22 protein-coding genes are annotated in these 22,944 nt (G+C 35.9%); 9 read left to right on the top strand and 13 right to left on the bottom strand.

What is annotated here, in order from left to right:
• Positions 1-21: 21 nt before the first annotated feature.
• Complete coding sequence (locus BUC16_RS07425) at positions 22-663, bottom strand: protein-L-isoaspartate(D-aspartate) O-methyltransferase (protein WP_073369392.1); 642 nt, start codon at positions 661-663, stop codon at positions 22-24.
• Positions 664-794: 131 nt separating this feature from the next.
• On the opposite strand from BUC16_RS07425, the gene BUC16_RS07420 reads away from it, so the two are divergent.
• The 8 genes from BUC16_RS07420 (at position 795) to BUC16_RS07380 (ending at position 10,211) form a co-directional block, all read left to right on the top strand.
• A complete protein-coding gene (locus BUC16_RS07420) occupies positions 795-1,760 on the top strand; it encodes a Gfo/Idh/MocA family protein (RefSeq protein WP_073369391.1) in 966 nt (321 codons plus the stop codon).
• A gap of 3 nt (positions 1,761-1,763) precedes the next feature.
• A complete protein-coding gene (locus BUC16_RS07415; protein WP_073369389.1) occupies positions 1,764-2,651 on the top strand; it encodes a 3-hydroxyacyl-CoA dehydrogenase family protein in 888 nt (295 codons plus the stop codon).
• A gap of 2 nt (positions 2,652-2,653) precedes the next feature.
• A complete protein-coding gene (locus BUC16_RS07410) occupies positions 2,654-3,313 on the top strand; it encodes a YggS family pyridoxal phosphate-dependent enzyme (RefSeq protein ID WP_073369388.1) in 660 nt (219 codons plus the stop codon).
• Between the two features lie 109 nt (positions 3,314-3,422).
• Positions 3,423-4,784, top strand: a complete 1,362-nt coding sequence (locus BUC16_RS07405) for an exonuclease domain-containing protein (protein ID WP_073369386.1) — start codon at positions 3,423-3,425, stop codon at positions 4,782-4,784.
• A 13-nt stretch (positions 4,785-4,797) separates the two neighbouring features.
• The gene (locus BUC16_RS07400; RefSeq protein WP_170860859.1) at positions 4,798-5,634 is read left to right on the top strand and encodes an ion transporter; all 837 of its coding nucleotides are present in this window, start codon (positions 4,798-4,800) and stop codon (positions 5,632-5,634) included.
• A gap of 152 nt (positions 5,635-5,786) precedes the next feature.
• Positions 5,787-6,689: a tRNA (adenosine(37)-N6)-dimethylallyltransferase MiaA gene (gene miaA / locus BUC16_RS07395; protein ID WP_073369385.1), complete on the top strand. Its 903-nt coding sequence runs from the start codon at positions 5,787-5,789 to the stop codon at positions 6,687-6,689.
• Positions 6,690-6,900: 211 nt separating this feature from the next.
• A complete protein-coding gene (locus BUC16_RS07385; RefSeq protein WP_073369382.1) occupies positions 6,901-7,641 on the top strand; it encodes an acyl-[acyl-carrier-protein] thioesterase in 741 nt (246 codons plus the stop codon).
• 23 nt (positions 7,642-7,664) lie between these two features.
• The gene (locus BUC16_RS07380) at positions 7,665-10,211 is read left to right on the top strand and encodes a hypothetical protein (RefSeq protein WP_073369380.1); all 2,547 of its coding nucleotides are present in this window, start codon (positions 7,665-7,667) and stop codon (positions 10,209-10,211) included.
• An 87-nt stretch (positions 10,212-10,298) separates the two neighbouring features.
• Here BUC16_RS07380 and BUC16_RS07375 read toward each other — a convergent pair whose 3' ends face one another.
• The 12 genes from BUC16_RS07375 to BUC16_RS07320 all read right to left on the bottom strand — a co-directional run bounded on the left by BUC16_RS07375 (position 10,299) and on the right by BUC16_RS07320 (position 22,109).
• Positions 10,299-11,003, bottom strand: a complete 705-nt coding sequence (locus BUC16_RS07375; protein ID WP_073369379.1) for a response regulator transcription factor — start codon at positions 11,001-11,003, stop codon at positions 10,299-10,301.
• Between the two features lie 3 nt (positions 11,004-11,006).
• Positions 11,007-12,590, bottom strand: coding sequence for a sensor histidine kinase (locus tag BUC16_RS07370; RefSeq protein WP_073369377.1), 1,584 nt, complete (start codon positions 12,588-12,590; stop codon positions 11,007-11,009).
• A 71-nt stretch (positions 12,591-12,661) separates the two neighbouring features.
• Positions 12,662-13,246 carry a dephospho-CoA kinase gene (coaE, locus tag BUC16_RS07365; protein ID WP_073369376.1) on the bottom strand — a complete coding sequence of 195 codons (585 nt, stop codon included), beginning with the start codon at positions 13,244-13,246 and terminating at the stop codon, positions 12,662-12,664.
• Between the two features lies 1 nt (position 13,247).
• Positions 13,248-14,246 (bottom strand): glycosyltransferase family 2 protein, encoded by a 999-nt coding sequence (locus tag BUC16_RS07360; protein WP_073369374.1) that lies wholly within the window; start codon positions 14,244-14,246, stop codon positions 13,248-13,250.
• 127 nt (positions 14,247-14,373) lie between these two features.
• Complete coding sequence (gene fabV / locus BUC16_RS07355) at positions 14,374-15,564, bottom strand: enoyl-ACP reductase FabV (protein ID WP_073369373.1); 1,191 nt, start codon at positions 15,562-15,564, stop codon at positions 14,374-14,376.
• A 73-nt stretch (positions 15,565-15,637) separates the two neighbouring features.
• Complete coding sequence (gene recN, locus BUC16_RS07350; RefSeq protein ID WP_073369371.1) at positions 15,638-17,290, bottom strand: DNA repair protein RecN; 1,653 nt, start codon at positions 17,288-17,290, stop codon at positions 15,638-15,640.
• 52 nt (positions 17,291-17,342) lie between these two features.
• Positions 17,343-18,230 (bottom strand): type IX secretion system protein PorD, encoded by an 888-nt coding sequence (porD, locus tag BUC16_RS07345; protein WP_073369370.1) that lies wholly within the window; start codon positions 18,228-18,230, stop codon positions 17,343-17,345.
• Positions 18,223-19,434: a bifunctional phosphopantothenoylcysteine decarboxylase/phosphopantothenate--cysteine ligase CoaBC gene (coaBC, locus tag BUC16_RS07340; protein ID WP_073369368.1), complete on the bottom strand. Its 1,212-nt coding sequence runs from the start codon at positions 19,432-19,434 to the stop codon at positions 18,223-18,225. Before coaBC ends, porD begins: the two co-directional genes overlap by 8 nt.
• Before the next feature lie 9 nt (positions 19,435-19,443).
• Entirely contained in the window at positions 19,444-19,761 is a 318-nt protein-coding gene (locus BUC16_RS07335; RefSeq protein ID WP_073369367.1) for a DNA-directed RNA polymerase subunit omega, read from the bottom strand.
• An 8-nt stretch (positions 19,762-19,769) separates the two neighbouring features.
• Positions 19,770-20,564, bottom strand: coding sequence for an outer membrane protein assembly factor BamD (locus BUC16_RS07330; protein ID WP_073369527.1), 795 nt, complete (start codon positions 20,562-20,564; stop codon positions 19,770-19,772).
• Between the two features lie 130 nt (positions 20,565-20,694).
• Positions 20,695-21,582 (bottom strand): 4-hydroxy-tetrahydrodipicolinate synthase, encoded by an 888-nt coding sequence (gene dapA / locus BUC16_RS07325; RefSeq protein ID WP_073369365.1) that lies wholly within the window; start codon positions 21,580-21,582, stop codon positions 20,695-20,697.
• A gap of 8 nt (positions 21,583-21,590) precedes the next feature.
• On the bottom strand, positions 21,591-22,109 hold the full coding sequence (locus tag BUC16_RS07320; protein WP_073369364.1) for a DUF6913 domain-containing protein: 519 nt from the start codon (positions 22,107-22,109) through the stop codon (positions 21,591-21,593).
• Between the two features lie 48 nt (positions 22,110-22,157).
• Between BUC16_RS07320 and BUC16_RS07315 the strand changes: the two genes are divergently transcribed.
• Positions 22,158-22,937 (top strand): 5'-nucleotidase C-terminal domain-containing protein, encoded by a 780-nt coding sequence (locus BUC16_RS07315; RefSeq protein WP_073369362.1) that lies wholly within the window; start codon positions 22,158-22,160, stop codon positions 22,935-22,937.
• The last annotated feature ends 7 nt before the right edge of the window (positions 22,938-22,944 follow it).

Genomic DNA, 22,944 nt, shown 5'->3' with positions numbered 1-22,944 from the left:
CCGCTATTGCGGGATTATGTTTTAATTTTTATTTTCCAATAGAGGCACGAATTTAAAATCTCCAAACTCGTGTTTTTCAAATTGGGTTTCATTTTTTCTGATTAACAGTGTCATAATTTGAATATCTTCGCCAAGGGGAATCACAAGCCTTCCTCCTATTTTTAACTGAGCCATCAAAGCTTGCGGAATTATTGGCGCTCCAGCCGTAACGATAATACTATCAAAAGGAGCGTGATTGGGTAATCCTTTATAACCATCGCCAAAAGAAAGATGTTTAGGCCTAATACCTAATTTGGGCAATAAAATTGATGTCTGTTTGAACAACTCATTTTGTCTTTCTATACTATACACCTTTGCTCCCATCAAACACAAAACAGCAGTTTGATAACCCGATCCTGTCCCGATTTCAAGAATTTTATGGTCTTTTTTCACTTCCAATAATTGACTTTGAAAAGCCACAGTATAAGGTTGCGAAATAGTTTGACCGGCTCCAATAGGAAAAGCCTTGTCCTGATAAGCATAATCAGCAAAACTGGAATTTAAAAAAAGATGCCTTGGAATTTTATTGATTGCTTCCAAAACACTTTTATCAGTAATTCCTTTTCCTTTCAAAAGGGTTACTAATTGATTACGAAGTCCTTGATGTTTGGCAGTATCTTTCAAAATTTTGGGTAATTTATTTTGGTAAAATTAAACTTTAAAATTCCAAAATCAAATAACAAATTCCAAAACTTTAAACCCCAAACTTTAGACAATAAACAAATAAATTATACATTTGTTAAAAATCATTTTTTATGTTAAAAGTAGGAGTTTTAGGTGCTGGACACCTTGGAAAAATACATTTACGATTATTACAACAATCTGAAAAATACGAATTAGTTGGTTTTTATGACGAAAACCATGAAAACGGCGAAAAAGTAGCCAAAGAATTTGGATACAAACAATTCTCCACAATAGCCACATTAATACATGCCGTTGATGTAATTGACATTGTAACGCCAACACTTTCTCATTACAAATGCGCCAAAGTTTCCATCAAATCAGGTAAACACGTTTTTATTGAAAAACCAATTTCAAATACAGTTGCCGAAGCCGAAGAAATTATCGCTTTAGCAAATGAATACAAGGTTAAAGGTCAGGTAGGTCACGTTGAAAGGTTCAACCCTGCGTTCAAGGCGACCAAGGACATGATTGAAAATCCGATGTTTATTGAAACACATCGTCTGGCAGAATTCAACCCTCGTGGTACTGATGTTCCCGTGGTTTTGGATTTGATGATTCACGATATCGATGCGATTTTGAGTGTCGTTAATTCAAAAGTAAAAGAGATTTCTGCGAGTGGCGTTTCCGTAATTAGTGAAACTCCCGATATTGCCAATGCCCGAATCGAGTTTGAAAACGGATGCGTTGCCAATTTAACAGCCAGCCGAATTTCCCTTAAAAATATGCGTAAATCGCGTTTCTTCCAAAAGGATGCTTATATCTCGGTTGATTTTCTGGAGAAAAAATGTGAGGTTGTAAAAATGAAAGATGCACCGGAAGTTCCTGGAGATTTTGATATTATTCTACAAAATGCAGAAGGCGTAAAAAAACAAATCTACTTTTCTAATCCAGATGTGGAACAAAACAACGCTATTCTGGACGAATTAGAATCCTTTGCTGATGCTATCAATAACGACACTACTCCTATTGTAACTTTGGAACAAGCCACAGAAGCATTGCGAGTTGCTTACCAAATTATTGATTGTTTCAAAAAATAAAAGATGAAACTAATTGCCGTCATCGGAGCAGGAACAATGGGCAACGGCATTGCGCATACTTTTGCACAAAATGGTTTTACCGTGAAACTGATTGATGTTTCCGAGAAAGCTTTGGACAAAGGAATGGCAACTATTTTTGCCAATCTAGACCGAATGGTTTCCAAAGGAAGCATTACTGAAGAAGATAAATTCAAAACCTTAAATAATATTATCACCTATACTGATATTGAAGACGGTGTTGTAGGTGTTGATTTGGTTATTGAAGCCGCTACAGAAAATCTGGAATTAAAGCTAAATATCTTCAGGCAATTAAATGAAGTTTGTTCTCACAATACCATTTTTGCAACCAATACTTCTTCCATTTCCATCACGCAAATTGGAGCTGTTGTAGCTCATCCGGAACGGGTTATTGGAATGCACTTTATGAATCCTGTACCTTTAATGCCTTTGGTTGAAGTAATTCGTGGCAATAAAACGAGTGATGAAGTCACAAAAATCATTATGACTTTAGCTGAAAAACTGGGCAAAACTCCTGTTGAAGTCAATGATTTTCCTGGTTTTGTGACCAACAGAATTTTAATGCCTATGATAAACGAATCCATCGAAACCTTGTATAACAAAGTGGCAGGTGTTTATGAAATTGATACCGTGATGAAACTCGGAATGGGACACCCAATGGGACCATTACAATTAGCCGATTTTATTGGTCTTGATGTCTGTTTGGCAATTCTAAACGTAATGCACGACGGTTTCAAAAATCCAAAATACACTCCTTGTCCTTTATTGGTCGATATGGTCAACACTGGGAAATTAGGCGTAAAATCTGGAGAAGGTTTTTATGATTATAGTGAAAGTAAGAAAGCGGCGAAAGTTGCAAAACAATTCAATTAATTATGTCAATCTCACAAAACCTTCTCAAAATAAAATCTACTTTACCCGAAAACGTAACGCTGGTTGCCGTTTCCAAAACCAAGCCTATTCCTGATCTAATGGAAGCTTATGATGCCGGTCAACGCATTTTTGGCGAAAACAAAATTCAGGAAATGGCAGATAAATGGGAAGCGATGCCAAAAGACATCGAATGGCACATGATTGGTCACGTTCAGACGAACAAGGTCAAATTTATGGCACAATTTGTGAGCTTGATTCACGGCGTGGATAGTTTGAAACTATTGGAAGAAATCAACAAACAAGCCAAAAAAAACAATAGAATTATCGATTGTTTATTGCAAATTTATATTGCCGAAGAAGAAACCAAGTTTGGTCTTGACGAAGAAGAACTAAACGAAATTCTGGCTTCTGCAACATTTCAGGAAATGAAAAACATTCGAATTGTTGGATTAATGGGAATGGCTACTTTTACGGACAATCAAGAACAAATCAAGAAAGAATTCACTCATTTGAAATCGATTTTTGATTCCATCCAAAATCTGAAATCTGAAATCTGCAATCTGAAATCTCTTTCAATGGGAATGTCTGGCGATTATCAACTCGCAATTGAATGCGGAAGTACAATGGTTCGAATAGGAAGTAGTATCTTTGGAGGACGATAAATTGATTTTTGATTGAAGATTAACGAATTTTGGCACAAGCGAAAGCGAACTGGCGAAGCATTTCAGATTTGACAACTGAACACTAAAAACTGAACACCGAACACTTATTTTGTACGCTATACTCGACATAGAAACCACCGGAGGACAATTCAACGAAGAAGGAATTACGGAAATTGCCATCTATAAATTTGACGGTCACGAAATTGTCGATCAGTTCATCAGTTTGGTCAATCCAGAAATTCCAATTCAGCCTTTTGTGGTAAAACTTACAGGAATTAATAACGCTATGTTGCGCTCTGCTCCAAAGTTTTTTGAAGTAGCCAAACGCATCATCGAAATGACCAATGATTCCGTTCTTGTAGCCCACAATGCCGATTTTGATTACCGAATTCTTCGCACAGAGTTTCGCCGTTTGGGTTATGATTTTAATGTAAAAACACTTTGTACAGTCGAATTATCCAAAAGATTATTGCCCGAACAACCTTCACACAGTCTTGGTAAATTGGTTCGTGCTTTAGGAATCCCAATGGCAGACAGGCATCGTGCCAGTGGTGATGCAATGGCAACCGTGAAGTTATTCAAAATGCTTTTGGACAAAGATTTGAATAAAGAAATCGTCAAAGAGCTTATCAAATTTGAAATCCAAAAAGGAATTGCTCCCAAGTTAATGGACATTGTGGAGAAGTTACCTTCCAAAACCGGAATCTATTACATTCATAAGGAAGATGGCAACATCATTTTCATTGGCAAAAGCCGAAACATCAAAAAAAGAGTCAATCAGCATTTTACAGGCATAACCAAAAGTGCCAAGAAAATTCAAAATGAAGTTTTTACCGTGACTTTTGAAGAAACAGGAAGTGAATTAATTGCACTTTTGAAAGAATCCGAAGAAATCAAAATTCACCGACCGATTTATAACCGAATGTCTCCAAAAACCAACTTTTCCTGGGCTGTTTATGCCGAAAAAGATGCTAATGGTTACCTCAATTTGAAATTACAAAAAGCCGACGGTCGCAAAAAAGAAATAAAGTCATACACCTCTCAACAAGAGGGAAAAGATGCTTTGTTTCGCATCAGTTCCCATTATCATTTATGCCAAAAACTGACTGGTTTATACGAAACCAAAACACATTGTTTTCAGCACACCATCAATGAATGTGATGGCGCTTGCGTTGGAAAAATTTCTCCGTCAGAATATAACCAGCGCGTTCAAGCCTTTATAGAAAAGAATTTGTTTGACAATAAAACGTTTGCTCTTTTAGACAAAGGACGTACCATTTCGGAGCGCAGTGCAATTTTGGTTGAAAACGGTGTTTACAAAGGATATACTTTCTACGATTTGAATTACCAAATCAACAACATCGAGATTTTGAGAAACATCATTATTCCGATGCAAAGCAATCGTGATACCCGAAACAGCATCCAAAGTTATATGCGAAGAGCAAAAGCAATAAAAATTATAAATTTTTAATTTATATTTGATAATGCGTAAACCAAAAACAAAACTCAACCTCCTTCGACAACGAATTCATATCATCATATATGGTTCGGATACTCGGGCTGGAAGATTATTCGACCTGATTCTTTTAGGCCTAATACTTTTGAGCGTTTTTTGTGTTATGCTCGAAACTGTCAAAGGATTTGATGTAAAATACCACCACGAACTCATCGTACTCGAGTGGATTATAACCCTATTTTTCACCCTAGAATATCTCCTTCGAATCATCACGACCAATAAACCCAGAAGATACATTTTCAGTTTCTTCGGAATTATCGATTTGATTGCCATTTTACCAATGTATTTGTCCTTTTTCTTAATGGGATCAAAGGTGTTTTCTGTAATTCGAGCTTTGCGATTGTTGCGATTATTCAAAATATTAAACCATCCCAAATTTACGGGACAGTCCCAACATTTATTAAGAGCTTTGGATGCCAGCAGAAGAAAAATCACCATCTTTCTATACTTTATTCTCATCAGCACCATCCTTATAGGATCGCTAATGTATGTCGTCGAAGGTGAAGAAAACGGATTTACCAGCATTCCAACCAGCATTTATTGGACAATCGTAACCCTGACAACTGTGGGCTATGGCGACATTTCACCGGCCACTCCCTTAGGACAATTCATCGCATCAATGGTCATGATTTTGGGATACGGAATTATTGCCGTTCCCACCGGAATTGTAACTGCCGAATTTGCAAAAACAAGCGCTAACAAAACTGAACCAGAAAAAAACAAATGCGGAAATTGTGGCTCAGAAAATCACTATACAAATGCACATTTTTGTTATCATTGTGGCTATCCGTTTACAACCAATTAATTAGAAGCTATTCCAGCTGTACACTGCAACTCCTCGTTGTTCAAGTTGTTTTTCCAAGCCATAAAAGGAGCTTCCCTTGGTCGCTCTTTTATACCAAGAAAAACTAACTTTCACCACTGCGGGGTTTCCGTTTCCATCTGGGCTAAAAAAACATGAAGTACTTAATTACCATAGTCGGACCAACAGCCATAGGAAAAACTTCCTTGAGCATCGCTTTGGCTCAACATTTCAATTGCGACATTATTTCCTGTGACAGCCGACAATTTTTCAAGGAAATGCAAATTGGAACCGCGGTTCCATCAACCGAAGAATTGGCAGGAGCGCAACATCATTTCATCCAAAACAAATCAATTTTCGAAAATTATACCGTTGGCGATTTCGAAAAAGAAGCCATAGCCAAGCTCGACGAATTATTCTTGACCAATGATTATGTAGTGATGGTTGGCGGTTCTGGTTTATATGTCGACGCCGTTTTGAAAGGTTTTGACGATTTTCCAGAAATCGATGCTTCCGTTAGGGAAGAAGTAACTTCAAATTACGAAAAATTAGGAATTGAATACTTGCAAACCGAATTAGAAAAACTCGATCCCAATTATTTTGAAGTCGTTGCCAAAGAAAATCCACAGCGAATGATGCGTGCTTTGGAAGTTTGTATTGGTACAGGAAAACCCTATTCCTCTTTTTTAAACCAAAAGAAAAACACCCGTAACTTTACTCCTATTCACATCGGTCTAGAAGCGGAAAGAAGCGTGATTTACGATAGAATCAACCAGCGTGTCGACATTATGATCAACGAAGGTTTATTGACAGAGGCTGAAGGATTATTACCTCACAAAGACTTAAATGCCTTGCAGACAGTCGGATATCGAGAATTATTTCGTTATTTTGAAGGAGAAATTTCATTGGAATTTGCCATCGAAGAAATCAAGAAAAATACCCGACGATTTGCCAAACGACAACTCACCTGGTTCAAAAGAAATGAAAACACAAAATGGTTTGATTACCTGACCAATAGAAAGGATATTATTAAGTATATAGAGAACGATTTAGTATGAACACATTAAAATTAATAGGTAAAATTATACTTTGGATTTTTACTGTCTTTTTAATAATTCCATATTCAATGGCATTATTTATGAAATTTGAAGAACCTCATTCTAAAAATCTAAACACTAAAGAATTCATTATTTTTGGAATCATATTATTAGTTCTCCTTTTTATTAACCACAAACTATTTTCTCCTTATTTTAAAAATAAAAAATCATAATGCCAATAGATTCTAATTTTAGTTCCATTTTAAGCCTTGATTACGAAATCAATTTCACCCAATGTTTGCCATCAGGAGGCTTAAAATACACCGAACTCTGTAACCTTTTACAGCTTTCGGCGGCCACGCACGCAGAAATGGGTGGTATTAGTTTTACGGATATGCAATCCTTTAATCAGGCTTGGGTATTAAGCAGAATACGTGTTGAAATCAAGGAATTGCCCAAATGGAAAGATAAAGTTACAGTAAGAACCTGGATCAATACCTTGGAAAATTCCCGTTCTGTCAGAGCGTTGGAAATTTACCGCAATGGTAAAAAAATCATTGGTGCCGAAACTTTTTGGGCGGTATTCAACACTGAAAAACGCCGGCCTGAAAATTTGATGTTGGAACACGAACATTTTGAATTATTTCCAGAAATGAAGGCTACCAATCTGGGTTTTTCTAAAATTGAAATTCACCCCGAGAAAGAAGAACTTTTCGAAAAAACAGTAATTCTATCTGATTTAGACATTGTAAATCACGTCAATCACGTCAAATATTTAGAATGGTGTATGGATTTAGTGGATGAAAATATTATTCTTCAACAAAAAGTCAGAAGTTTTGAAATGAACTTCATGAGAGAACTTTCGCTTAGAGACAAAGTTATGATTCATGAAAATATTTCAGAAGAAATAATTGTTTTCAGTATTACCAAAGAAAATAAAAATTGCTTTGCCTTACAGTTGAACTTGGAATAATTTAACCTCAAATTGATACCATTATGAAAATTGCCTTTAGAACGATTGTATTTACAATCTCTTTTTTGTTAAGTAACTTTCCAGTTTTATTTTCACAAGAACATAAAGTAAACTCAAATAAAGAACTGGTTTTCAAAGGGAATCACATTATTTATAAAGGTAAAAAAATTGAACTCGGGCCAAACTCTTTCTTTATCGACGGACAACTTTCGAATGAAGAATCCGCCAAATACAAGTATGTTTACAATTCTATAACCGAAGCTTCCAAACATTTGACCAATGGAACCGAAGCTTTGCCAATGACATTGTACATTGCGCCTTGGGTCTATTGGATCGACAATCCAGACGATCCTGAAATTCGTGTGCCTAAAACCATAGGCGGAACTCCTTTTGGACTCGAAATTAACTGTGAATGGCTTAGATTTCAAGGATTGTCAGATGATGCCCAAAATGTGGTTTTAGCCTGCAACCGTGGGCAAACTATAGGAGCCAAAGGTAATTTTACCATGTTGAACATCAAAGGGCAAGGTGTAAGTGCCGAAAATATCACTTTTGGAAATTACTGCAATATTGACCTGATTTTTCCTTTGAATCCAAAACTGAATCGAGAAAAAAGAAGTTCGGCCATTGTGCAAGGACAACTCATTTTTTCAAATGGAGACAAAGTATTTGCCCGCAACACCCGTTTTATGAGCAGGCTCAATCTCGGTCCTTTTTGGGGGAGCAAAAGAACACTTTTTGATCGATGTCATTTCGAATCTACGGACGATGCCTTGAACGGGACTGCAGTTTACCTCAATTGTACTTTTGGCATCTATTCCTCCAAACCTTTTGGGCATACTTCTGGAACAGGAGCAGTTTTTTTGAATTGCGACATTCAATCTTTTACTCGTGAAAAACAATATTTTGTAAAAGGAAGTGGCCCAGTGGCGGCCATTGACACCCGATTTACTGCCCAAAATTTAGATTACATAGGCTGGCGTGATATTCCTGATACCGAAGCTCGCTACTATCAATACAATATTAGTCTCAATACAAAGCCGGTAACCGTTAGCAATGATATACCTAACACAACTGTTGACATGACAGGAAAAACAATTCTCAATGCCTACCGTTTTGAATACAACAATACCATTGTGTACAACACCTACAATTTATTGAGAGGAAATGACGATTGGGATCCAATGGGAATTAAAGCCATCGTCGAGAAAGCCGAAAAAGAAACAGGAAAAAACTACTCCTCCATTCCAACTCAATTAATGGTAAAACCAGTAAAACAAATCTTGGAAACTGGAAAAAAAGGCGTGACATTGGAAACCATCGTGAATCGTTTTGGAAATTATGAATTAAAAGGCGAAAAAGTATCTTGGAAAATAGCTCCAGAATACCAATCATTGGTCAAATTAGAAACAAAAGAAGATGGAAAATGTACCGTCATTCCAACGAACAACGGCAATGAAACCAAGGAAGTTGTTATCACTGCTTCAACAATATCAGGACTGGAAGCTGCCAGCGTGTTTCAAATTGCACCTTCATTTATTGCTCCGCCGACATTCACGACACTTCCTAAAATCAGCAAAAATAAAGATGGAAAATTACAGCTAAACTATGCATTGGATATGTCTTTTGAAGATGAATCGGTAGTAAATTGGTATCGTTGTCATGATGCCAAAGGAACTCATCCCATCGAAGTTGCCGTTTCTCGATTAAAAAAACCATTGAAAACCTATGAGCTTTCTTCAGGTGATGTTGGTTATTATATTATGGCAAGTGTTTCTCCAAAACATTTGAGATGTCAAGCGGGAACAGCCAAAACAGTGGTTTTTAAGGATGTGATTACAAAAAAAGACATTAAAAAATCCACTATTTTAATTCCAAATTTGGAGAATATGTCTGCTGCATACCAACCTGAAATTCTGCCCGGATTTTGGACACTCGACAGCTTTGCTCCGGCTGATACCAATGAACACAATTGGGTTGGAGACAATAGTAAAAATCCTTGGTATTACGGCACTGGGGTAAACGGTGCTGCCAATGATGCTGGTTTTATCCAGGCTTCAAAAGGGGCTCGAATGCGTTATACTCCCGTTGGAAATTCTTTCGGGGACATGAAAATCAGCTTTACTGCCGTTCCTGCAAAAACTGCTGGACAAGGATTTAGTAGCGCCAGAAGTCAATATATGGATGTCGGCATTAAAATGGACATCAAAAAAATGAACGGTTATGCACTTCGATTAATCCGTACCACCAAATACAGTGATGCCGTCGATTTCATCATAATGAAATACGAAAATGGAATAGCAACTCCAATCAGCAATTCCGTGACAACTTCCTGTTATCGTCCCAACTGTTTAATTTCCATTGAAGTAAAAAACAACAAACTCATGGTTCACGCCGAAAATAAGCTCGATTATTTTTCCGAAACCTATCCACCTGAAGTAGTCAAAATTGTAAATTTAGAAGCCGAGATTACTCCTAATGATTTTGGGGGAATCAGTTTTCAGCATACGGGAACCATTGACAGCGGAGCCACGTTAATAAAAGATTTAAAGCTGGAATGGAAATCTTAAAATTTTCAGCATTCAGTCCCAGTCTTCAGTAAAAACAAAAAAGTCGTCTTGAAAATTCAAGACGACTTTTTAATATTCCAACAATATTTATTTTTTAACCACCAATCTAAATCCTTCTCCGTGGATGTTCAGGATTTCCACATTTGGATCTAATTTAAGATACTTTCTTAATTTAGCGATATAAACATCCATACTTCTGGAAGTGAAATAGTTGTCATCTCTCCAGATTTTGGTCAAAGCCAACTCTCTTGGCATCAAATCGTTCTCATGAAGAATCAACATTTTTATTAATTCATTTTCCTTTGGAGATAATTTCACCGGTTCTCCGTTTTCAAAAGTCAAAAATCGAAGTTTGGAATTCAAATGAAATTTACCCACGTGAAATTCAAACTGAACTGGTTCAGCTTGCGTTGCAGACGATTTTCTTTGAATTATGGCCCTGATTTTCATCAACAAAACTTCTGAATCAAAAGGTTTGTTCAAATAATCATCGGCACCGGCCTTGTATCCTTTCAATACATCTTCCTTCATGGATTTTGCGGTCAAAAAGATAATTGGCACTTCTTGATTTTTTTCCCTGATTTCTTTGGCCAAAGTATATCCATCTTTATATGGCATCATTACGTCCAAAATACACAAATCGTAAGTGTCTTTTTTGAATTTCTCAAAGCCTTCCATTCCATTTTTTGCCAAAGTGACATCAAAATCATTCAGCATTAAATAATCTTTTAGAACGGCTCCAAAATTCAAATCATCTTCAACTAAAAGTATTCTTTTATTTACATTTTCCATATCTTAATTTATTAATGGTATTTTTATTATAAAGGTACTTCCCTTCCCTTTCTCACTTTCTACATAAATTTGACCGTTGTGGTCGTCTATTATTCTTTTTACATAAGCCAAGCCCAAACCATGACCTTTTACATCATGTAAATCTCCAGTGTGTTCTCTATAAAACTTTTCGAAAACTCTTTTCTGGGCTATTTTACTCATTCCTACTCCATTATCCTTAACCTTGATAATCAAGAAATCTTTTACGTTTTCCGTAAAAACATCAATTTTCGGAACATTGGGCGAATACTTGATGGCATTCTCCAATATATTCACAATTACGTTTATAAAATGAACTTCATTTAATAAAACACTGGTTCTAACGGCATTAAAATGTTTGGTTATAGTTCCTTGTCTATCTTCCAATATCAAACCTACATGTTCAACCGCATCGTCAATAACCTCTTGAATATTGGTCGGTTCCTTGCTTATGTTTAATTCTTTTTTTTCCAGCTTGGAAATTCGCAATACATTCTCTACCTGGGCATGCATTCGCTTATTTTCATCCTTGATCATCTGCAGGTATTTTAATACCTTTTCTTTGTCTTCAATAATTTTTGGATTTTTTATGGCATCCAAAGCCAAATTTATCGTTGCAATTGGCGTCTTGAACTCATGGGTCATATTGTTGATGAAATCTGATTTTATTTCAGAAATATGACGTTGACGAATCAATTGATTCAATGCACTTGTATAGGCAATAATTATTATCAGCGTAAAAATGATCGACAATAATGTTATTCCCATTAAATCCGTAAGCAGGAACTTCTTCTTGTGAGGAAATGAAACCAATAATTGATACTTGTTATTTCCCTCATTATCAGAAAATATCGGAATGGAATAGGTGCTGTTTTTATCATAACTAAACCCATCCGATTTTACCTTCGTCGCCAACGAATTGCTGTAAATGCCAAACTCAAATTTGGTATTCACGCCATATTCCTCCAATTCCGTTTTCAATAACTTTTGCAAAGCCTCCTTGGTGACTCTTTCTTGAAGTGGCATTGTCGAAGCAATATCTTTAAAGAAAATTTCAAACTGGGCGTTGTCTAAAACATCCAAGTTTCCTGATTTTTCAATTTTCACGTCAGGAACCATGTCTTGTTGAACACTCGAATTATCTATTTTATTATCGTTATAAACTGAGGTAACTCGTTTTGAATTAAAGCTTTTAAATTTTACACTATCCAATTTTTTGCCAAAGAACGTGGAAGACATGCTATAGTCTTCAGAATTTATGATACTGGAATATACCGTTGTCGTATTTGTTTCATGATTTTTCTGAACATAATAAAACTCTAGTAACTCATTTTTTTGGGGCACTTTGCCCGTACTGTCTTTATACTTGTTGTATTTGTCAATAAACGTGAATGCTTCTTGTTGTTGAAGCTTGTCTGCCACATTTCCTATAACTTGTTTGACGTGATATTTGAATTGCTCGTCATTATTTTGAAATGAGGTATTGAACCAATAAACTTGAACCAGGATTATCCCAATCAAGGATAAACTCATCAGCAGTACCAGTATTCTAAAAAACATTTTATTCATCGATACAAAATTAGTATTTTAACAGTATAAATAATAATAAATTAACCCAAGATTAACAAAATAGATTCAAACTATGAATTCTTCAAAATTTTAAGAATTTCATCCACTTCTGATTCCGTGATTTTTGAGTCAATATTTTCAACAATAAAATCGCTTTTGGCAATGCGCTGATTGTCGTCCCATTGCATGTTTATTCTTTTCAAAACATTTTCACGAGTGGTGTTGTCACGCTGGATCACTCTTTGGATTCTGGATTCCAATGGTGCTGTAACGGTTATTATTTTGTCGCAATTTTTATAACTCCCGCTTTCAAATAAAATGGCGGCTTCATAAATAACAAACGGAGAATCTTTGTATTTTAATATCCAGTTGTCAAAATGTTTTTTTACGGCAGGATGAACAATACCATTCAGAAGTTTCAATTTATCTGGATTATTGAATACGATTTCTGCCAGTCGTTGCCTGTTTAAAATCCCATTTTCAAAAATAGCGGAACCAAACGTTTTCTGGATTTCTTCAATAATTGCAGCCGACTGCATAATTTTCCTGGCTTCATCATCGGCAATATAAACAGGAATGCCAGCCGTCATAAAATGATTGGCAATAGTGGTTTTTCCACTGCCGATGCCTCCTGTCAATCCAATTATTTTTGTCATGTTAGTTTTTGAAAAACAGCTCAGGAAATGCCTCTTCCGGTTTTTGGTTCAGAATAATGATCTTCACGAAGGATTCCAAAAACCCTGTACCGTAACCAAAAAATTGCTTCCAAACTGCCTTGATTGACAATAAACCTATTTTAAAGCTTTTATTCTGATAGGTGGACACCAAAAAAAGTGCCAGAAAGTACACAAAATACAATTGAAGCAATAAATCATAATTAAAAATCAACAAAAGCACCGCAAAGAACAATCCTATTATAAAAATAGTGGGAAAGAAGAAAGTAAGCTTGTTGTATTGGGGATACCAACTATTTAAGATAGGTCTGGCTTTGCCAAATTTATTCACTTGAACAGTAAATTTAGCCCAATCAATTCTTCTTTTGTGATAGACAAATGCCTTAGAAAAAAGTCTGGTTTCAAAACCCAAATTCCACAATCGAATGGATAAATCGGGATCTTCTCCGGGATGAATATTTCCGAAACCATTCGAAGCTTCAAAGGCTTTTCGTGACAATCCCATATTAAAACTTCGGGGTTGAAACTTGTCTATTTTCTCCGAACCACCTCTAATTCCACCAGTGGTAAGAAAAGAAGTCATTGCAAAATTAATCGCTTTTTGAATATCCGAAAAACTATCCAAAGCCTTGTCAGGACCTCCAAAACAATCCACATAATTTTCTTTCAATGCCTTGGATACTTCTGTCAAATAGTTATTTGGAATAATGCAATCCGAATCAAAAATGATAAAATAATCTCCTTTTGCTTTTTTCATTCCATAATTTCTGGAATCCCCAGGGCCTGAATTTTCCTTGTAACAATACGACAAATGCAGTTTCCCCGCATACTTGCGAACCACATCATCGCATCGCAATGAAGAACCGTCTTCAATTATAACAACTTCGAAATTCTCGATATAATCTTGTTGCGACAAACTCTCCAAAAGTTCATCTACTTCATCTGGACGATTGTAAACGGGTATAATTAAAGAAAATAACATAACAAATATTAAGGTGTAACACTTTTGCTCAAAAAATTTGAGCAAAGATAAACTTTATCCATAAAAAAACCACCACGCCAAACGTGATGGTTTCTTCAAATTCTATAATTTTAAGCTATCTACTTATTTAATCAATACTAGATATGCCAACCATTTCGTTGGCATCTGCTTTATAATCCACGCCTTCAAATTCAAAGCCGAAAAGATTAAGAAAATCATTCTTGTATCCCGGTAAATCTCCTATTGCAGACAAACTTTCTGTAGTGGCTTCCAACCAAAGTTTAGCCACTTTAGCTTGAACATCCTCGCGCATTTCCCAATCGTCAATTCTAATTCTACCTTTTTCATCCGTTGGAACCGGTTTGTCAGCGTACAATCTGTCTTGATACAACCGTTGGATTTGCTCGATACAACCTTCATGAATCCCTTCTTCTTTCATTATTTTATACAACAACGAAATATATAATGGAATTACAGGAATAGCAGAACTTGCTTGAGTTACCAATGCTTTGTTCACGGAAACATAAGCCTGCCCTCCTACTGATTTTAAACTGTCAGTAATTGTAAATGCGGTTGCTTCCAAATGGTCTTTGGCACGACCAATTGTTCCTTTGCGATAAACGGCTTCCGTCAATGACGGCCCAATGTAGGAATAAGCAACTGTCGTGGCTCCTTCTGCCAATAAATTTTCGCTTTTAAGCGCTTCCATCCACATTGCCCAATCTTCACCACCCATTACGGCAATGGTATTGGCAATATCTTCGTCTGTGCAAGGTTCTATGGAAACTTCGGAAACATTTCCTGTATGAAAATCTACGGTTTTATTGGTAAACGTTTGCCCGATTGGTTTCAAAACCGAACGATGCAAAACTCCCGTCACGGGATGCAAACGAACTGGCGAAGCTAAACTGTAAATTACCAAATCAACCTGACCCAAATCAGCTTTTATTAAGTCTAGTGTTTGCCTTTTTACGTCATTTGAAAAAGCATCTCCATTGACACTTTTTGCATACAATCCCGCTTTATGGGCTTCATTTTCAAATGCTGCCGAATTATACCAACCTGGTGATGCGGTTTTACCTTCCAAAGGAGGTTTTTCAAAAAACACGCCAATCGTGGCTGCATCTGCACCAAAAGCACTCGTGATTCTGGAAGCCAAACCAAATCCGGTTGAAGCTCCAATTACCAACACTTTTTTTGCTCCTTCAATATGTCCTTTTGATTGTACGTATTTGATTTGATTTTTTACATTTTGTTCACAACCTTTTGGATGGGCCGTCAAACAAATAAATCCTCGCATTCTAGGTTCTATAATCATATTTAGGTTATTCGTTTATTTATTTCGGATAATCGTTAATTCGTTTTTAAGAGGACAAATATAAAGCATTTCTTTAGTTTAACAAGGCTTTTGCGTGGTTTAATGCCGAGTCCGTAATAACATTGCCGGACAACATTTGGGCAATTTCAATCACGCGTTCCTCGTTGGACAACAATTTAAGTTCAGATTGTGTATCCTCGCCAATTGTGGATTTTGACACTTTGAAATGCGCCATTCCTTTTGAAGCTATTTGCGGTAAATGGGTAATGGCGAATATTTGCATTTTCTGGCTCATTTCTTTCATGATTTCCCCCATTCTATTGGCAATTTCACCAGAAACTCCCGTGTCGATTTCGTCAAAAATAAGTGTTGGCAACTTGGAATATTGTGCCAATATTGCTTTCACGGCCAGCATAATTCTGGACATTTCTCCACCGGAAGCCACTTTTTTCAACAAACCAAAATCGGTTCCTTTGTTCGCCGAAAACAAAAATTCAAGTTCATCTTTTCCGTTTTCGAAATAAGTGGAAGAATTGTTGATTTCCATTTTGAAACGTACATTGGGCATTCCCAAGGTTTCTAAAATTGTGGTTAGTTTTTGTGTCAAAACAGGAACAGACTCCACTCTTTTCTTGTGAATCCCGCCAGACAAATTATCTAAAGTAATTATTTTTTGTTGGATCGAATCGGTCAAAGTTTTAATTTCTTCTTCAATATTCCCTAATTCCAATACCGAATTTTCAAGTTTGGTCTGGATTTGGATTAATTCGTCTACAGAGGAAACTTGGTGTTTCTTTTGCAAATTATAAATCAATTGCAATTTTTGGTTGATTAATTCCAATTGTTCGGGGTCATTAAAAAGTTTTTCCGAGCATCGAGTCAATTCATCCGAAATGTCGTCAAATTCAATGGTTAAACTTGTAATTCTTTCCAACAGCACATTATATTCAGGCGAAAATGAAGCGATTTTTTGCAAGGAAGTTTTGATTTCCTTCAAATTGTGCAACACCCCAATTTGTTCTTCATTGGCTATGGCCAAAGATTTATCAATAGATTCTTTTATGATTTCGACATTGTTCAGCTTTTCGAAATCGGCTTCCAGCGTTTCTTGTTCTCCTGATTTCAATTGGGCTACCACTAATTCGTCCAATAAAAAAGTATTGTATTCCTGTTCTTTGGCCGATTCAGCCTGTTTTTTAAGGAGCGAATTCAATTTGGATTTATCCGATTTATAGCCTTTCAAAAGCGCTTGATAATCCAGAATGTGTTCCTGATTGTCGGCAATGGCATCGATAATTTCGAATTGGACTTTCTCTTCCGAAAGCTCCTGGGTTTGGTGTTGGGAGTGAATATCTATCAAAAATAAACTCAATTCCTGCAATTCCTGAAGGTTTACGGGACTGTCATTGATAAATGCCCTTGATTTACCCGAAGACAAAATTTCCCGTCGAATGATGGTTTCGTCTTCGTAATCTAAATCGTTGGCTTCGAAAAAAGGAAGCAAATTGTATTTTGAAATTTCAAAATGGGCTTCTATAACGCACTTTTCTTCCTTGTTTTTCAAGGAAGACAGATCGGCTCTTTTTCCTAAAACAAGACCCAAAGCACCTAATATTATGGATTTTCCTGCACCGGTTTCTCCTGTTATAATCGAAAAACCTTTTGAAAAATCGATGGTCAATTTTTCTATTAAAGCATAGTTTTTTATCGACAGGGTAGTTATCATCTATATTGTTTTTGTGGGGATAAGCAAAATTAAGCGGCTATTTGAAAATCAATTAATACTTAATCAAAGCCCATTTACTGGAATTCAAGGGAGAAGTTTTGTTTAAAACTTCGACTAAATCGGTTATGGAAACACTTGGACCACCAGAAAAAATAGAAGCTATTTCATCTGATTTGGCATCAAAAAACACGCGGGTCAAAAAAGCATTTGGTTTTACACTATTCAACTTTCCTACATTAAGCAGGGATGTTTTTATTTTTTCCTTGGCCGCTTTCAAATCATTATTGCTCATCATGTCCAAACCTGAATGATACAAAAACGAGGATTGACGCACTTCACTATAAGTTGGCGACACTAAATCGTTTATCAAATAATACCTGCTTTGGTTACCGTCAGATTGGCTCCAGCCTTTGTTTCCAGATTGTTGGGCGACATTCGAAATGTTTTGGGCAGTTTTGAAATAAGGATCACCAGCCATTGACACAAAACTATCTGCATCCATTCCCATTATCACATAACAATAAAAAGAAACCACGGAAACTAGATTGGATTCAAATTCAGCCGGATTAAAAATTAGGCTTTCAAACTCGTTGTATCTAAAATTAAAATCTTTGTCATTAAAATTGAATACCGGCGAGGCATAAGTGGAATTGTAAACAAGTCTTGAGGACTGAACCTGAATTGTGCCTGTAAATTGATCTGAATTATTGGACGAAAGGGTAATATACATCGAACAATTTATTTTTTCATTTTGTTTCGCCGTTTGCCCTGTCCAGTTGGTTTGATTTACAAATTCGTTCAAGGAGGTTTGCAAAGTCTTGAAAATCTGCTGGTTTGCGTTTGACAACTTTTCAGAATTTACCGTAACGACACAGTTTAACTCCTGGGAATGAGCAAATCCAAAGGCAAGCAAAAAGAAAAATACAATTATTCTACTCATAAAAATGGGCTATTACTTTGTTTAAAATATCATTGGCAACGGCTTCTTTTGATTTCAATTCCATTGGTTCAACCTTGAAATTGCTGTCAATAAAAGTAATTTTATTGGTTGGTTTTCCGAAACCGGCTCCTTCATCCTGCAAAGAATTTAAAACAATCAAATCTAGGTTTTTTTTCTGAATTTTCAACTTCGCATTTTCAATTTCATTTTCGGTTTCCAATGCAAAACCAATCAAAAACTGATTTTTCTTGATTTCTCCCAAAGAAGCCAAAATATCTTTCGTTTTTTCGAGCTCAATCGTAAAACTGTCGGTGTTCTTTTTTATTTTATTCAGCGCAACATTCTTTGGGCGATAATCTGCAACCGCCGCCGCGGCAATTACCACGTCAACTGTATCGTAATATTGATGGCAGGCATCATGCATTTCTTGGGCTGAAACCACGGAAACCACTTTTACCAAACTATTCTCGATTTTGAAATGAGTGGGTCCAGCAACCAAAATCACGGAAGCACCAAGATTTGCAGCACTTTGTGCAATGTCAAATCCCATTTTTCCCGTGGAATGATTTCCTATAAAACGAACGGGATCTATTGCTTCGTATGTTGGACCGGCAGTAACCAGTATTTTTTTTCCTTTGAGAGGTAAACCACTTTCCAAGTCAGCTTCCAAAAAGGATACTATGTTTTCTGGTTCAGACATTCTGCCTTCGCCTGACAAACCACTTGCCAATTCCCCGCTTTCGGCAGGAATCATGATGTTTCCAAATAATTTCAACTTATGGAAACTCTCCAATGTAGAAGGATGAACATACATGTCCAAATCCATTGCAGGCGCAAAATAAACAGGACATTTTGCCGATAGATAAGTAGCAATCAAAAGGTTGTCGCAAGTACCATTTGCCATTTTAGACAACGTATTTGCAGTTGCAGGAGCAATAATCATCAAATCAGCCCAAAGTCCCAATTCGACATGGCTATTCCATTTTTCGTTGTCTTCACTTTGATCGTAAAAACTGGAATATACTGGATTTTTTGATAAGGTAGATAAAGTAAGAGGCGTTATAAAATCCTTAGAAGCAGGTGTCATTATCACTTGGACATGTGCACCTGCTTTTATGAATAGTCTAACTAATGTAGCTGTTTTATAAGCTGCAATTCCACCGGAAATACCCAGTAAAATTTTCTTTCCGCTTAAAACTGACATTATAAAATATTATTTGTTTCCTTCTCTGTGGTAGATTTTACCATCTAGCCATTCTTGAACTGCCAAAGCATGTGGCTTAGGCAATTTCTCGTAGAATTTGGAAACCTCTATTTGTTCTTTGTTTTCGAAAACTTCTTCCAAACTGTCGTTATAAGTGGCAAATTCTTCCAATTTTTCGGTCAATTCTTTTTTGATTTCAGAATTGATTTGATTTGCTCTTTTAGCCATAATTGTTATAGCTTCGTACACATTTCCTGTAGGCTCTTCAATAACAGTTTTATTGTAGGTTATTGTGTTTACCGGAGCATTTGTCTTTCTTAAATCCATGACTTTATTTATTTAGTGAAATTTTTTAAATCTGTTTCAATTCGAACCATCATTTCGTCCGCAATCTTTTTGTATTTTGTTTCTGGTTTGAATTTTATCAAACTATTGTAAGCTGTTTTTGCAATATTCAATCGTTCCTCCATTTTGGATGGAATACTGTTTATTCCCAATTGGTAAGCCGAATCATATTTATAAAAAAGAGCATCTTCCTTGAATGGTGTTCCAGGATAATCGCCCACAAAATTGTCTAAAGCCACCATTGCAGATTTGTAATCCATGATAGTGTGGTACTGTTTTGCGTTTTCATAGACTTTCTTCTCTATTTTCTCATTCAATTCTCTTAATGTTTTATTCGCTTCAGGCAAATAAGTAGAATTAGGGTAAGAATCTATAAAACCTTGCAATTTGTCTATTGCCTTATAAGTATCAGTCTGATCTAAACTATAAACTGGCGAAAGCATTGAATAACATTTTGCTCCCAAATAAGCAGATTCTTCCACTTTTTCGCTTTTTGGATAACCCGAAACGAAACTTTCGAATTGGTAAGCCGCCAAATAATATTGTCTTGTTTTATAATACGATTGAGAAAACATGTAAAATAATTTCTCCGCCTGTGGTTTCCCTCTGTAAGCTGGAGCAATTTGCTCGATAAGCCTAATGGCATCATCATATTTTCCTGCATCATACAATTTAGAGGCCACTTCAAATTTTACGGCAACATCTTCAGATTTTAAAGCTTTTTGATATTCACCACAAGAACCGAAAAGGATGACAAGAAGAAATAACGATACTATTTTTTTCATTTTTTTTACTTTTTTTTGATTCAACAGAAAGATATCACTTTCAAAAATCATAGCTAAGTTGCGGTGGCAAATTTAGGTATTAATTTAGCCACTACAAAATATATTTTTTTATTAAAAAAGAGGGTGTTTTTTAGGCAATTTTATTGATTTTCTCCACGAATTTATCAATCCTGCCAGCCAATGATTCATCCACGCTTACCAAAGGCAATCGAACCGTATTCTCTGCTATTCCCAATGACTGGAACACTTGTTTGATTCCTGCAGGATTTCCTTGTTCAAAAATCATGTCGATGCAGTCTGAAAATTGGTATTGCAATTTGAATGCGTCATCCACTTTCCGGTTTAATCCCAAACGTATCATTTCTGAAAATTCTTTTGGAAAACCTTGGGCTATTACCGATATAACGCCAGAACCTCCAGCCAAAACCATTGGCAAAGCAATCATGTCATCACCGGAAAGCACCAAGAAATCTTTTGGTTTGTTTTTCAGCAATTGCATTGCTTGTACCATATCGCCATAAGCTTCTTTGATGGCCACAATGTTTTTGAAATCATTCGCCAATCGCAAAACTGTCGCAGGCAACATATTGCTTCCTGTCCTGCTAGGAACATTATACAAAATAACCGGAATTGGAGAAGCTTGGGAAACCGCTTTGAAATGTTGGTAAATGCCTTCTTGGGTAGGTTTGTTGTAGTAAGGCGAAACAGAAAGAATTGCGGCAAATTGCGATAAATCCCTGCTTTTCAATTCTTCGACAACTTCCATCGTGTTGTTTCCTCCAACACCAAGTACCAAAGGTAATCTTCCATTGTTGGTTTCAACTACGGTCTGGATTACAAACTCTTTTTCAGTTTCGTTCATCGTGGCGTTTTCGGCCGTAGTTCCTAAAATTACAAGGTATTCCACTCCACCATCAATGGAGAAATTTACTATTTTTATTAATGCTTCCGTATCAATTGAAAAATCTTTTCTAAAAGGAGTCACAAGAGCAACACCCGTTCCTATTAATGATTGCATAATTTATTTTAAATTTTGTTTAATATTTTTAAATACCTGAATAATTCTTCAACAAATACTTTGTAATTCTCGGCATTCGTATTGATTATCAAATGGTTTAATCTTTTGTCAATTGATTGAAAACCAACTTTAAACAACGCCCTTGAATTGTGGGTAATGTTGAGCAAAATTGCTTTCTCCACATCGTAATAACTTATTAATAAATCAAACTCGTCGTTAATGAAATCATTTACTGTTGGGTCCATGATTTCAGCATTCCAATTGAGTTGTTTGATACTAAATGTCGGCTGTGAATAGACTTCGTTTTTCTTTAACTTGTCCCTGTAAACTATTATACTTATATTATTTCCAGAAATTCCATTGGCTATTAATTCCTTTACCAAGGCGTCTTTTTCAAGAAAATAACTTTCATCAACTAGCACCCCAACCCTTTGTATCGGAACCTTTGAAGAAATACATTTTACATTTTGCAAACTATTTTTTAATATCCTTTTTAAAAAATAATCCTTTATATAATTCAAAAACATGTTACTTTTACGTGGTTACAAAATTAATTAATTAAAGTCGCATAACAGATGGTAAATCTAAAAAACTATAATGACGTTTTAAAACTTTTTGTTATATTCTTAACATTTTTTTTAAGCGTTTCTTGCAGCAAACAAAACTATAATGTAACAAAAATAGAAGGAAAACAAATAGCAATTACCGATAAAGAAAAGCAAAGCCCCCAGTTTGAAAATTTTATTAAACCCTATCGAGATCATATTGACCAAGATTTAAGCAGCGTCCTGGCTTACTCTCCCGAAACATTGGACAAAAGCAGCGGCAAATGGCAAACTCCCATTGGTAATTTACTGGCAGACGTAACTTTACAACGTGGAAATACCATATTCATGACTCGCGAAAAAAAGAATATTGATTTTTGCATTCTTAACCATGGAGGCATTAGGTCGATTCTTCCAAAAGGAAATATTACTTCCAGAACGGCTTTTGAAATAATGCCTTTTGAAAACAGCCTTGTGGTAATCGCCTTGAAAGGAGAACAAGTTTTGGAACTGGTGGACTATTTTATAGCCACAAAAAAACCACATCCCTTGTCAGGAATCACTTTTACAATCGGCAAAGATAATGTTGCAAAAAATATACTTGTTCAAGGAAAACCAGTCGAAAAAGATGCTATTTATTATGTTGCCACCAATGATTATTTATCCAATGGAGGCGACAACATGAATTTCTTTAAAAAAGGAGTGCAAAAATTTGATCTTAATTATAAATTGAGAAACATCCTGATTGATTATTTCAAGGAAGTAGATACAATTACTGCAAAAAATGACGTGAGAATCAGTGAGGAATAATATTGCA

Source organism: Flavobacterium fluvii (assembly GCF_900129545.1).
Taxonomy (GTDB): domain Bacteria; phylum Bacteroidota; class Bacteroidia; order Flavobacteriales; family Flavobacteriaceae; genus Flavobacterium; species Flavobacterium fluvii.
The sequence above is the reverse complement of the archived record's forward strand: the minus strand, read 5'-3'. Positions and strand labels throughout refer to the sequence as shown.